At 64.5% G+C, this 12,436-nt stretch carries 10 protein-coding genes and 1 pseudogene; 8 read left to right on the forward strand and 3 right to left on the reverse strand.

Going from position 1 to position 12,436, the window contains the following annotated elements:
• The first annotated feature begins 272 nt into the window (after positions 1 to 272).
• Positions 273 to 1,658 carry a WS/DGAT/MGAT family O-acyltransferase gene (locus tag ACRDTL_RS20730; protein WP_431508576.1) on the forward strand — a complete coding sequence of 462 codons (1,386 nt, stop codon included), beginning with the start codon at positions 273 to 275 and terminating at the stop codon, positions 1,656 to 1,658.
• A 112-nt stretch (positions 1,659 to 1,770) separates the two neighbouring features.
• On the opposite strand, the gene ACRDTL_RS20735 is transcribed toward ACRDTL_RS20730, so the two are convergent.
• Positions 1,771 to 2,319: a TetR/AcrR family transcriptional regulator gene (locus ACRDTL_RS20735; RefSeq protein ID WP_431508577.1), complete on the reverse strand. Its 549-nt coding sequence runs from the start codon at positions 2,317 to 2,319 to the stop codon at positions 1,771 to 1,773.
• 171 nt (positions 2,320 to 2,490) lie between these two features.
• Here ACRDTL_RS20735 and ACRDTL_RS20740 point away from each other — a divergent pair, with 171 nt between their 5' ends.
• From ACRDTL_RS20740 to ACRDTL_RS20760, 5 genes and pseudogenes are all read left to right on the forward strand, one after another.
• Complete coding sequence (locus ACRDTL_RS20740; protein WP_431508578.1) at positions 2,491 to 3,477, forward strand: alcohol dehydrogenase catalytic domain-containing protein; 987 nt, start codon at positions 2,491 to 2,493, stop codon at positions 3,475 to 3,477.
• 168 nt (positions 3,478 to 3,645) lie between these two features.
• Positions 3,646 to 4,461 carry an amidohydrolase family protein gene (locus ACRDTL_RS20745; RefSeq protein WP_431508579.1) on the forward strand — a complete coding sequence of 272 codons (816 nt, stop codon included), beginning with the start codon at positions 3,646 to 3,648 and terminating at the stop codon, positions 4,459 to 4,461.
• A 96-nt stretch (positions 4,462 to 4,557) separates the two neighbouring features.
• The gene (locus ACRDTL_RS20750) at positions 4,558 to 5,871 is read left to right on the forward strand and encodes a cytochrome P450 (protein ID WP_431508580.1); all 1,314 of its coding nucleotides are present in this window, start codon (positions 4,558 to 4,560) and stop codon (positions 5,869 to 5,871) included.
• Positions 5,872 to 5,957: 86 nt separating this feature from the next.
• Positions 5,958 to 7,079, forward strand: coding sequence for a trehalose-phosphatase (otsB, locus tag ACRDTL_RS20755; RefSeq protein ID WP_431508598.1), 1,122 nt, complete (start codon positions 5,958 to 5,960; stop codon positions 7,077 to 7,079).
• A 61-nt stretch (positions 7,080 to 7,140) separates the two neighbouring features.
• Positions 7,141 to 8,356: pseudogene (locus ACRDTL_RS20760) on the forward strand (serine hydrolase domain-containing protein).
• A 1-nt stretch (position 8,357) separates the two neighbouring features.
• Here the strand turns inward: ACRDTL_RS20760 and ACRDTL_RS20765 are convergent.
• The gene (locus ACRDTL_RS20765) at positions 8,358 to 8,579 is read right to left on the reverse strand and encodes a hypothetical protein (RefSeq protein ID WP_431508581.1); all 222 of its coding nucleotides are present in this window, start codon (positions 8,577 to 8,579) and stop codon (positions 8,358 to 8,360) included.
• Between the two features lie 45 nt (positions 8,580 to 8,624).
• The gene (locus tag ACRDTL_RS20770) at positions 8,625 to 9,503 is read right to left on the reverse strand and encodes a MaoC/PaaZ C-terminal domain-containing protein (RefSeq protein ID WP_431508582.1); all 879 of its coding nucleotides are present in this window, start codon (positions 9,501 to 9,503) and stop codon (positions 8,625 to 8,627) included.
• A gap of 113 nt (positions 9,504 to 9,616) precedes the next feature.
• Between ACRDTL_RS20770 and ACRDTL_RS20775 the strand changes: the two genes are divergently transcribed.
• Positions 9,617 to 10,321 (forward strand): histidine phosphatase family protein, encoded by a 705-nt coding sequence (locus ACRDTL_RS20775; RefSeq protein ID WP_431508583.1) that lies wholly within the window; start codon positions 9,617 to 9,619, stop codon positions 10,319 to 10,321.
• Between the two features lie 70 nt (positions 10,322 to 10,391).
• The gene (locus ACRDTL_RS20780) at positions 10,392 to 12,416 is read left to right on the forward strand and encodes an SDR family oxidoreductase (RefSeq protein WP_431508584.1); all 2,025 of its coding nucleotides are present in this window, start codon (positions 10,392 to 10,394) and stop codon (positions 12,414 to 12,416) included.
• The last annotated feature ends 20 nt before the right edge of the window (positions 12,417 to 12,436 follow it).

Genomic DNA, 12,436 nt, shown 5'->3' on the forward strand with positions numbered 1-12,436 from the left:
GCCAAAATCCGGCTCATCAACGCCCGCGGCTACGGACACCACTCAGCCCAAACACTGACCTCGATGATCTACCTATGCCTCGGCGGCCTACACCCCAAACTCCCCACACAAACCTGAGGAGCCGCATGTATGTTCGATGAAGTCAAGAGGGTCGATGCCGTGCGCTCACCAGACCCACCCGCCAGTGATTCTCAACACAGTTCAGAACCCGTCCTATCTCGCCTCGGGCTCGCGGCGGATACTAATGCCAGATCAAATGGTGGTGAATGCTCATGGGGCATCTGAAAACCCTCGATGTAGGTTTTCTCAAAGCTGAAGATTCGGATCGACACGTGAGTCTGGCGATCGGCGGAGTTGCGGTCATCGACGGCCCTGCGCCCGACTACGATATCTTCAAATCCGTACTAGCAGAACGTATTCGGGGGATCCCGCGGTGGACACAAGTGCTGCGGACACACCCTTTCGATGTGGGCGCCCCGGAGTGGGTCGACGATCCCGGATTCGACCTCACCCATCACGTACGAAGGATGGCACTTCCGCGGCCCGGTGACGATGCCGAACTATTCCGGATCGTCGCCGACGTGCTGGAGCGCCGCCTGGACCGGGACCGCCCGCTGTGGCGATGCTGTGTCATCGAGGGCTTGCAGGGCGACCGGTGGGCGCTCTTGATCAAGCTTCATCACTGCATCGCCGACGGGGTCTCGGCGACCCACATCCTCACCGGGCTGTGTGACAACACCGACGGCGAGATGTTTGCCATGCACACACATTCCAACGGGACCCCGGGGCCACACAGATATCGCCTACCGGTGCCCGACCTCAATCCGCTGAATTGGGCCGATGACCTGCGGCAGACTTTTGTCCCGCTGGCCAATGCCGCTACCCGGGCGATCGCCGGTGCTGCCCAAATCGCCGCCGGTTTGATGCGGCCGGCGGCAACGTCGTCGCTGATCGGCCCGGTCTGCAACATGCGGCGCTACCGTGCGGTGCAAGTCCCCCTCGCCAAGGTCGACCACGTGTGCCGCAAGTTCGACGTCACCATCAATGACGTTGCCCTCACCGCTATCACGCAAGGATTCCGGGACGTTCTGCTGCACCGCGGCGAGCAGCCACGTGCGGATTCACTGCGCGCCCTGGTGCCGGTATCGGTGCGTTCCGTCGACGCGATCGACCAACCCGATAATCGGCTCTCGGTCATGCTGCCGTACCTTCCCGTCGAACAAGACAACCCGTTGGAACGGTTACGGACCGTGCACGGCCGATTGACCCGGGCCAAGCACAGCGGGCAACGTCAAGCCGGCAACATGTTCGTGTCGGCGGCTAATCATATTCCGTTCATGTTGTCTGCGTGGACGATTCGACTGCTGACTCGACTGCCGCAACGCGGTGTAGTGACGCTGGCGACCAATGTGCCCGGGCCGCGTCATCAGTTGCGGATGATGGGTCAGCCGGTCGTGAGCTTGCTGCCGATTGCGCCGATCGCGCTGCAACTGCGCACCGGTGTCGCGGTGCTGAGTTACGCCGATGACCTGGTGTTCGGGATCACCGCCGATTACGACGCAGCACCTGACGTGGAGGACCTCGCCGCCGGCATCGAACTGGAGGTGGCCCGTCTGGACGCCTTGAGCCGAGACCCTGTCTTGCTGCTCGCGGAGTAGGCGACTTGTAGATCAGTAGAGAGATGGCCGCAGATAGCGGTACGCAGGGTAGCTTGCGCAGCTGAAAATAGGCGATCGCCGACACCTCGTACCGCGGCTGACCTCGTGCACGTCAGGGTGCGAGTCCGTTCACAAGTGCGCGCATGGCCAGGTCCCATCGCCTGTCGACGTTCGCGGTCGACTCGCCAAGCCGACGAGAGTTCTCCGCGGCAGCCAATCCCTGCGCGAGGACGACAAAGATGTGTGCGATGTCTGTTGCATCGCCGGCCATCAGTCTGGCGTCGATGCAGCGTTGAACAGCGTCAACGACGAAAGCCCGCACCGATGCAGTAGCGGCAAGATCCTCGGGCCCCGGTTCGAACTCGATGAAGGGCCGCGAGAACATGATCTCGACAAGCATCTGGTTATCTCGCGCGAAAGTCCGGTACGCATAGGCCAATCCGATCAACCCATCGACGGGGTCGTCGACGGGTTCGAGGGCGTCGAATGCCTCTCGTAAGCGCCGAAAACCCGAAAAGAACACTTCGCGTAGCAGGCCACCCTTGTCGCCGAACAGTTCATAGACAGCGGGCGTGGACGTTTGTGCTCGTCTTGCGACGTTACGGGTAGTGAAGCCCTCTGCTCCGTCTGTGACGAGCAGCTCGATCGCGGCCGAAAGCACTTGATCACGAAGTTCAGGTGTGCGTTGCTTCGCTGGTGGCACGCAGTCAAGGTTAGCTGACATTGTCCCGTGACATCGTATTGAGACGATGTTACGATCGGTGGTCTCCGAGATTGGATCGACATGCGCCAACTCCTACTCGAAGCACCTACACAATGCGTGTGGCGAGATGTGCCCGAACCACAGATCACACAGCCCCAGCAAGCGCTGGTTCGGCCGCTGATGGTGGCTTGCTGTGATCTCGATGTGGTCGTCTCGCAGGGCCTCGCTCCGATGGCGCCGGGGTACGCGATCGGTCACGAAGGCCTCGCTGAGGTTCTGGCAGTCGGCAGCGGCGTAACCACTGTGCGGGTCCACGATCGAGTCGTGGTGCCGTTTCAGATCAGCTGCGGTGAATGCCGCGAGTGCCGACGCGGAATAACCGGCTCCTGCGCGTCGGTCCCACCGTTGGCGACATACGGGATGGGCACGATCGCCGGACTCGATGGTGGCGGCTTCTTCACCGACGTGGTGCTAGTGCCCTTCGCCGACGCCATGCTGATCCCGGTCCCTGAAACGGTGGACCCGGTCGCGATCGCTTCGCTGTCCGACAACATCCCCGATGGGTGGCGTGGCGTCGGTCCGTACCAGGAGATGTTGACCTCCCTCGAACCCGCCGACCGACGAGTCCTTGTCGTGGGTGGTCTGTCCATTGGGTTGTACGCCGCCGCGTTCGCCGTGGCTTACGGCGCCCAGGTGGACTACATCGACACCGACAGCAACCGGCTCGCCGCCGCCGAACGCATGGGCGCCCACGTGCATGACTGCACAAAGCCGCAGCGGTCCTGGGGGACCTACCCGGTCGTTGTGCACACCGCCGCAGATCCGGCCCGGCTCACAGCCGCCCTGCGGGCGACCTGGGCGTACGGCGTCTGCACCGACCACGGCATCTACTTCCACGGGCCGGTCCAACTACCCTTGCTCGAAATGTATACCCGCGGCGTCCAATTGATTACCGGTCGAGTAAACGCTCGCGCGCTTATCCCCGAGGTGATCGACTTGATCAGCCAGAGGAGCCTCGACCTGGCACCGATCGTCAACCGTGTCATCGATTGGGACGACACCGCAGCCGTCTGGCCGACCATGACCGGCAAAACCGTGTTCACCCGCGTGGCTTAAACCGAAATTACGGCTATGCGAGTCTGCGGGGAGTGATCAAAGCGTTACGTGGCAACGATCTTGAGGAGCGCAGATGACCAAAGTGCCGAAACCCCAACCAGAGTCCGTCTACCGCGAGCTGGCCGGTGCCGGCCACAACCCCCGCCGCCCTGTCTTAGGATCGGCCCGGTGATCGTAGATGTGTGGATGCAGCATCCCACCTTGGGGATCCTGGCCCATGACATGTTCGCGTCTCTACGGCGCTGGACCGGCGCTGAGGTTCCCAAGGAAGCCCCTGACATCGGTGTGACGGTCGAGGCGATGGATGCCGCCGGGGTTGATTTCGGGCTGCTCTCGGCATGGTCGGCACCACACCAGGAGGCGTTGATCAGCAATGATGATGTCGCCGAATGGGTGAGCGCCCATCCGGACCGCTTCGCCGGTCTGGCCGCCGTCAACCTCGACCGGCCTATGGATGCCGTGCGTGAGCTGCATCGCCGCGTCACCGACCACGGCTTCAAGGGACTGCGGATCGTGCCCTGGCTGTGGGAGGCTCCGCCGACCGACCGGCGCTATTACCCGTTGTTCGCCGCCTGCGTCGACCTCGGCGTGCCGTTTTTCACCCAAGTCGGACACACCGGTCCGCTAAGGCCTTCCGAGACCGGTCGGCCCATCCCGTACATCGACCAAGTCGCGTTGGACTTTCCCGAGCTGACGATCGTGTGCGGGCACATCGGTTATCCGTGGACCGAGGAAATGATCACCGTGTGTCGCAAGCACGACAACGTCTACATCGACACCTCGGCATACATCCCGTCGCGATTTCCGCCCGAGCTGATTAAGTACATGAACAGCCGAGGCGGACGGCGAAAAGTCCTCTTCGGCACCAATTATCCGATGATCTTCCATGCCCAAGCCCTCGACGGCCTCGATCGACTCGGGCTCGACCAGGAAACCACGGACCTCTACCTCGGCGGCAACGCGCAGCGGCTTGTTGGTATCTGAATAAGCGGTGAATTACGACTTGGCCTCCAATCGCCCGACACCTCGGTGCCCGGCCATTAGGCTCAAGTGCAACCGATTACCAGGGAGTGTGAGCACATGCAGGTGCTTGTCCGGGATTGGTCGCATTGGGCCGCGGGGTATGGACTTCCACGGGCATCGTTGAAACTGATGGCATGGCGAGGTGATCCGTTGGCGCAGTTGCTGATCGACACCAACCGGGGCGATGATATTTATCCGCTCATCGAGCAAATTCGCGCACGGGGCCGCATGTCACTGGTGGAAAGGGTGGGCTGGGTCAGCGCTGACGCGCAGATTGTCCGTGAGGTACTGCGCGATGGCCGGTTTAGGACCAGCAAACCGCGGGACCGGTCACCTTTTCGTATCGTCCAGTGGATCCTGGCCAAGACCGACCCCCATGTGCTGAATGGCGTCGAACCGCCCTCCATGTTGGTCACCGATCCGCCTGAGCACACGCGGTTGCGTCGCCTGGTGTCGCGGGCGTTCACGCCGCGGGCGCTCGATGGGCTTCGCATCCGTATTGACGAAATCGCCGACGAGCTACTTCGCGGCCTGGAGGGCAGCGCCGAGTGCGATTTGATCACCGAGTACACCTCGCGGATCCCCATTGCGGTCATCGCCGAGATGCTGGCCATCCCACGCGATGAGACGCGCCATCTTCATGCAATCGGCGAGTCGGCAACCAGATTGCTTGCCACCACCGCCGCATCCTGGCGCGACTTTCGGGAAGCGATGAAAGCTTTACGCGAGTTCGACGACTACCTCGTGGCGCATATCGAGCGGCTACGTCAAGACGACGCCGCCGACAGCATCCTGTCCGACGTGATACACCATGGCGATCTCACCGACGTGGAGATCAGGGTGCTCGCTGGGCTGCTCCTGGGCGCGGGGTTCGTCACCACGACGCATGTCTTCGGCAAGGCCGTCGTGGTGCTCGTCCGTCACCCGGATCAACTGGCCGCGCTGTGTGCGAACCCCGAGGGCTGGCCCAACGCGATCGAGGAGATCCTGCGGTATGACACGACCGGTCAAATGTCGGCGCGGGTCGCCATCGAACACGTCGACATCCAGGGATACCCCGTACGGGCAGGCGACGCGATACTCCTTCTATTGGGTGGGGCCAACCGCGACCCAGAAGTCTTCGAACACCCCGATATCTTCGACACAACCCGCACCAATGCCCGTGAGCACCTGAGCTTCGGTAGCGGTGTGCACGCCTGCCTGGGTGCGGCGCTGGCTCGGATGGAACTACATATCGGCCTGCAGTCGTTGTTCGAGCACTTCCCCCGGCTAACCCTCGCCGGTGAACCGACCTTCAACGACAGCATCTTGCTGCACGGACTCAAACATCTACCGGTGTCACTCCGAGCGGCGAATGCAATCGTTCCCTAGCTGCCTGTCCGGTATCGCGTACCTCGTGTCATTGTGTCTCGTATCCCCGCGCCCAGTCCGCTCCGCGACACCCTAATGTCGTGACCATGTCGGTCACCATCGACCCGCGTCACCACGACGCGGTGCTGTTCGAGCTCGACGACCCGGCGACCAACACCACGCTGATGGAGCAACTGCAAGCCGCCGGCATCCACGCCGCAGCGGCGGAAGAGCACGAGCTCGTCCGGGCGGCGAACCGGCTGGCGGTGCGACCCGGCCGGTGTGCCGTCATCACCGCAACACCAGAAGGCGTCGCGGCTGCACGGGCCGGCGGCTTCGGGCTGGTGATCGGAGTCGACGGGCCTGCGGACGAGCTGCGCCGGCACGGCGCCGACGCCGTGGTCGCCGGCCTGGGCGAGGTCCGGGTGCGCACCGGGTTCCGCCGGATGTCGGAGCTTCCCGACGGCCTGCAGGCCCTCGACGTGGTGACCGCCGCGAACCCCGCGGTGTTCTTCGACTTCGACGGAACGCTTTCCGACATCGTCAACAACCCCGATGCGGCCCGGCTGGTGGCGGGCGCGGCCGACGCGCTGACGGCATTGACGACGCAATGTCCGGTCGCGGTGCTGTCCGGGCGCGACCTCGCCGATGTGCGGCAGCGGATCGGCCTGCCCGGAATCTGGTACGCGGGCAGCCATGGTTTCGAGCTGACCGGACCCGACGGTGCACACCACCAGAACGAGGCGGCAGCGGCGAGCATCCCGCTGCTCGAACAGGCTGCAGCCGAATTGCGTGACCGGCTTGGTCACATTACCGGTGTCAGGGTGGAACACAAGCGGTTTGGTGTTGCGGTGCACTACCGCAACGCCGCGCGGGACCGGGTGGCTGAGGTGACCACGGCGGTGCGTGCGGCCGGTCAGCACAGCGCGCTTCGGGTGACAACAGGTCGAGAAGTCGTCGAGCTGCGCCCGAATCTGGATTGGGACAAGGGAAAGACCCTGCGCTGGGTGCTCGATCACATCGGCGGAGATGCTCCGTTGCTGCCGGTCTACCTCGGCGACGACATCACCGACGAGGATGCATTCGACGCGGTGGGTGACGACGGTGTAGCAATCGTGGTGCGACACACCGACGACGGCGACCGCGCTACGGCGGCGCGCTACGCGCTGGACAGTCCCGATCGGGTACGCGACTTCACCGAGCGGCTGTCACATCAGCTGGACAGCTGATCACTTGAGCTCGTGCCGCCTGCTTACCCGACGCTCGGGCGGAGCTGTCAAGATCGGGGGTATGACCTTCCCCCGGCGTCTGGGTTCAGTGGTGTGCGTGCTTGCCGTGGTGGCGGCGGGGTGCTCGTCGCGGGGCGCTCCGCCCCCCGCTCCGTGGTGGGGCACCTCGGCGGATCCGGCCAAGGCCGGGGCGGTGATGAAGATCGTCCGCGACACGATGTCGCAGGCTCACCTGAAGGCGGCGATCGTGCGCGTCACCATGGACGGCAAGGAAATCGTCACGCAAGCGGTCGGCGAGTCGATGACCGGCCTGCCGGCCATGCCGAGCATGTTCTTCCGCAACGGCGCGGTGGCGATCTCCTTACGTGTCGACCCTGCTGCTCAAGCTCGCCGACGAGAAGAAGGTCAGCCTGCGCGACAAGCTGTCCAAGTGGCTTCCCGACATCCCCAACGCCGACCGGGTAACCCTGGGCCAGCTCGCTCACATGACGTCCGGCTACCGCGACTATGTGCTGGACAACCCCGACTTCAACGCAGCGCTCGCCGCCGATCCGTTCCGGCAATGGACACCGCAGGAATTGCTCGGCTACGCGGTGAACAAGCCGCTGCTCTACGCGCCCGGAACCAACTGGAACTACGCTCATACCAATTACGTGTTGCTCGGCCTGGCGTTGGAAAAATCCACCGGCATGGGCATGCCGAAACTGTTGCAGGACAAGGTGCTCGGGCCGCTCGCGCTGATAAACACCGCTAACTCGTTCACCCCGCAGATCCCGGTGCCGACGCTGCACACCTTCACCTCCGAGCGTCGCGCAGCGCTCAAAATCCCTCCCGGCACACCGTTTTACGAGGACTCCACCTTTTGGAATCCGTCGTGGACGATCACCCATGGTGCGATTCAGACAACCAACATCTACGACCTGGAAGCCACCGCGGTGGGTATCGGTTCGGGCAAGTTGTTATCGCCCGAGTCCTATAAGGCGATGGTCTCCACCGACCTGCGCGGCCACACCACGACGCAGGACAACGTCTATACCTACGGGTTGGGGATTGTGATCTCGGGCAACTGGCTGTTGCAAAATCCGATGCTGGCGGGCGAGGCCGCCGTCGAGGCGTACCTGCCGTCGCGCAAGATCGCGATCGCTGTCGCAGTCACCTATCAACCCGAGGCGTTCGACGACCACGGCAACTACCGCAACGAGGCCGAAACGCTGTTCCGCAAGGTCGGCGCCGAACTCGCCCCGGACGACGCGCCGCCGGTGCCGGTCGCACACTAACTCAGCTGTCTTCGTCTTCGCCGTCGGCTTTGTCTTTGTCTTTGTCGTCGCCTTTGCCTTGTTCTTGGGCTAGTTCGAGGGTTGCCCAATGGCTCGGGGAGACCAGCACCGTCCACGTGCCGGGCTCGCGTCCCATTTTGAGGACGCCGTTCTCGACTTCCCACTTGGTGTTGTCGTCGTAGTCGGTCTCTTGGCCGTCGCTGTAGGTGAGTTTGAATGCCATGGTCGGAGATTGCCCGGGGGCGGCCTCGGTAAACCCGCCTGTGTATCACTCCTGGTATTCCACCGCGCCGTCCTCGAGCACCAGCCGCGCGGCCCCATCTGTGCCGCCGTCGGCGCCAGAGGCTTCGGTGTGGAACACCGCCCGCCCGGGCTCGGTGCGCCAAATCAGGGTGGTCAGCATCTCGCCGGGAAAGACCGGCTTGGTGAACCGCGCGGCGATCGAGGTGATGTTGGCGGCGACGCCGTTGCCGAGTTCGGCGACCAGCGCGCGACCCGAGACCCCGTAGGTGCACAGTCCGTGCATGATCGGCTTGGGGAAGCCGGCCATCTCGTGCGCGAACCACGGGTCGCTGTGCAGGGGATTGCGATCGCCGGAGAGCCGGTAGATCAACGGCAGGTCTTCCCTGGTGGGCAACGCGATTCGGGCATCGGGTTCGCGGTCGGGGATTTCCGGCGCGGCCGGCCGCTCGCCGGGCACTCCCCCGAAACCACCCTCACCGCGGATGACGAGAGTGGTAAGCGTCTCGGCGACCAACGTCCCCGAATCCGGATCGGTGCCGCGGCCGCGCAGCATGATGATCGCGTTCTTGCCCTCGCCCTTGTCCTGGATGTCGGCCACCTCGGTGACCACCGACAGCTTTCCCGCGGCGGGCAGCGGCGCATGCAGCCGGATGGCCTGGGAACCGTGCAAGAGCATCGCCCAGTTGAATTTTCCGATCTTGCCCGCGGCCCCGAACGCCGGGCAGCAGATCACCGCGTAGGTCGGCAGCACCTGCTGGGTGATGCCATGGCTGTTTTCGGTGGTGAAGGACAGATCCTCGGTTCCGGCGCCGACACCGAGCGCATAAAGCAAAGTGTCGCGGTCGGTCCACTCGAACAGCATCGGCTCGGTCGTCGCGCCGACGGCCTTCGGGTCGATCGCCATGCGGGTCTCCTCTCGGTCGGATTCACTCGGCATTATCCGGGCCGCGGCATTCCTTCGTCACCAACCGCGGCAAACCCACCACATCGGCGCCGTCGACAAGGCAGGCTATCGCCATGCCCAACCGCACCATCCTCTGGAAGGCGGCGGCCGTGCTCGCCGCGATCATCGTCGTCGGCGCCTGCTCGTCGGCGCCGCACGCGCGCACCATCACCTTGACGTTCGTCCGGCACGCCCAGTCCGAGAGCAACGCCGACGGGATCATCGACACCGACGTGCCCGGCCCGGGCCTCACCGACGAAGGCCGCGGGCAGGCCCAACGGATCGCGCACCAGCTTGCCCGCAACAAGTACGACGGCGTGTACGCCTCGAACATGCTTCGGGCCGAGCAGACCGCTGCGCCGCTGGCCAAGGACCTCGGCGAGCAGGTCGAGGTGCTGCCCGGGCTGCGCGAAGTCCGTGCCGGCTGGTATGACAACACGCGGTCAGACAGGGCGGACTTGACGTATCTGCTGGCGCCGAAGGACTGGCTCAACGGCGACCGCACGGACGCCATCCCGGGGTCGATCAACGGCAACGACTTCAACGGCCAGTTCGGGGCGGCGGTGCAGAAGATCTACAACAGCGGCCAAAGCAAGCCGATCGCGTTCTCACATGGCACGTCGATCATGTACTGGACGCTGATGAACGTGAAAAACCCCAAGGACAGCCTGGCCACCAGCCACAATCTGCCCAACGGCGGACGCGTCGTGATCACCGGCAACCCGTCGACCGGGTGGACGCTGGTGGACTGGGACGGCATCCGCGACTTCAGTTACTAGCGCCCGCCCGTCTGACGATCGCGTCACACCCGGTTGACGGGTGCCGGTGCCAGCCGCCACCATGACGTACATGCGGTATGTCGTTACCGGCGGTACCGGGTTTATCGGGCGCCGCGTTGTTTCACGCCTGCTGGACACCCGGCCGGATGCAGAGGTGTGGGTGCTGGTCCGCCGGGAGTCGGTGGGCCGCTTCGAGCGCCTGGCCGCTGACTGGGGCGAACGGGCGAAGCCGCTGGTCGGTACTTTGCCGGAGCTGAGCCTGACCGACGAGGCGCTCGCCGGGTTGGGAGATGCCGACCACGTCGTGCACTGTGCGGCGATCTACGACATCACCGCCGGGGACACCGACCAACGCGCCACCAACGTCGAGGGCACCCGGGCGGTGATCGAACTGGCCCGCCGGCTGGACGCAACACTGCATCACGTGTCATCGATCGCGGTGGCCGGCAACTTCCCCGGCGAGTACACCGAAGCCGATTTCGACGTCGGCCAGCAGCTGCCGACGCCGTATCACCAGACCAAGTTCGAGGCCGAGTTGCTGGTGCGCTCGGCCCCGGGGCTGCGCTACCGGATCTACCGGCCTGCGGTGGTGGTGGGCGATTCGCGCACCGGCGAGATGGACAAAATCGACGGCCCATACTACTTCTTCCCGATATTGACGAAGCTGACTGTATTGCCCCGGTTTACCCCGATCATGTTGCCCGACACCGGGCGGACCAACGTCGTTCCGGTCGACTACGTGGTCGGCGCGCTGGTGACGTTGCTGCATGCCGACGGTTGTGACGGCCAGACGTTCCATTTGACCTCGCCGAAAACCATTGGCCTGCGCGGTATTTACCGCGGGATCGCCGCCGCGGCAGGCCTTCCGCCGTTGCGCGGTTCGCTGCCCCGTTCGGTGGCCGCACCGGTGCTCAAGGTGCGTGGCCGGGCCAAGGTGTGGCGCAACATGGTCGCTACCCAGCTGGGCATACCCGCGGAGATTCTCGACGTCGTCGATCTGAAACCAACGTTCGTCTCCGACCAGACACGAAGGGTGTTGTCCAGCAGCGGTATCGAAGTACCCGAGTTCGCCGACTACGCGCCCAGGCTGTGGCGGTACTGGGCCGAGCACCTCGACCCGAATCGGGCCCGCCGCGATGACCCGGCAGGCCCGCTGGTCGGCAAGCACGTCATCGTCACCGGCGCGTCCAGCGGCATCGGCCGGGCCTCGGCCGTCGCGGTCGCCGAGCGTGGCGCAACGGTGTTCGCGCTGGCCCGCAGCGACGAGGCACTCGACGATCTGGTTACCGAGATCCGCCGGGGCGGCGGTCAGGCGTATGCGTTCGCCTGCGACGTCACCGACTCCGCATCGGTGGAGCACACCGTCAAGGACATCTTGGGCCGGTTCGACCATGTCGACTACCTGGTGAACAGTGCCGGCCGGTCGATTCGCCGGTCCGTGGTCAACTCCACCGACCGGTTACACGACTACGAGCGGGTGATGGCGGTCAACTACTTCGGCGCGGTGCGTATGGTGCTGGCGTTGCTGCCGCACTGGCGTGAACGCCGGTTCGGTCACGTCGTCAACGTCTCCAGCGCCGGGGTGCAGGCCCGCAATCCCAAGTACAGCTCGTATCTGCCCACCAAGGCCGCGCTGGACGCATTCGCCGACGTGGTGTCGACCGAAACGCTGTCGGACCACATCACATTCACCAACATCCACATGCCGCTGGTGGCCACTCCGATGATCGTGCCGTCGCGGCGGCTCAACCCGGTACGGGCGATCAGCGCCGAGCATGCGGCGGCGATGGTGGTGCGCGGGCTGGTCGAGAAGCCCGCGCGCATCGACACCCCGCTGGGCACCCTCTCGGAGGTCGGCAACTACTTCACCCCCAAGCTGTCGCGGCGGATCCTGCATCAGCTCTATCTGGGCTATCCGGATTCCGCGGCGGCGCAAGGGCTGTCCCCCCAGGAAATCGATGCAGCCGAGGTACCGGTAGCCGCACAGCCGCCGTCGCAGCGTCGGCCGAAACGCCCGGCTCGTGCCGTCACTCGCGTGCGGGTTCCCAAGCCGATCAAGCGCGCGCTGCGGTTGGTACCCGGCGTGCACTGGTAATCCACCTCGGTATCGTTGTC

The organism is Mycobacterium sp., assembly GCF_050700595.1.
GTDB lineage: Bacteria > Actinomycetota > Actinomycetes > Mycobacteriales > Mycobacteriaceae > Mycobacterium.

Bases quoted from the DNA above. Each gene is read 5' to 3' on its own strand.
- ACRDTL_RS20780 (WP_431508584.1), top strand. From the start codon at position 10,392: ATGCGGTATGTCGTTACCGGCGGTACCGGGTTTATCGGGCGCCGCGTT.
- ACRDTL_RS20750 (WP_431508580.1), top strand. From the start codon at position 4,558: ATGCAGGTGCTTGTCCGGGATTGGTCGCATTGGGCCGCGGGGTATGGA.
- ACRDTL_RS20765 (WP_431508581.1), bottom strand. From the start codon at position 8,579: ATGGCATTCAAACTCACCTACAGCGACGGCCAAGAGACCGACTACGAC.
- ACRDTL_RS20770 (WP_431508582.1), bottom strand. From the start codon at position 9,503: ATGGCGATCGACCCGAAGGCCGTCGGCGCGACGACCGAGCCGATGCTG.
- otsB (WP_431508598.1), top strand. From the start codon at position 5,958: ATGTCGGTCACCATCGACCCGCGTCACCACGACGCGGTGCTGTTCGAG.
- ACRDTL_RS20775 (WP_431508583.1), top strand. From the start codon at position 9,617: ATGCCCAACCGCACCATCCTCTGGAAGGCGGCGGCCGTGCTCGCCGCG.
- ACRDTL_RS20730 (WP_431508576.1), top strand. From the start codon at position 273: ATGGGGCATCTGAAAACCCTCGATGTAGGTTTTCTCAAAGCTGAAGAT.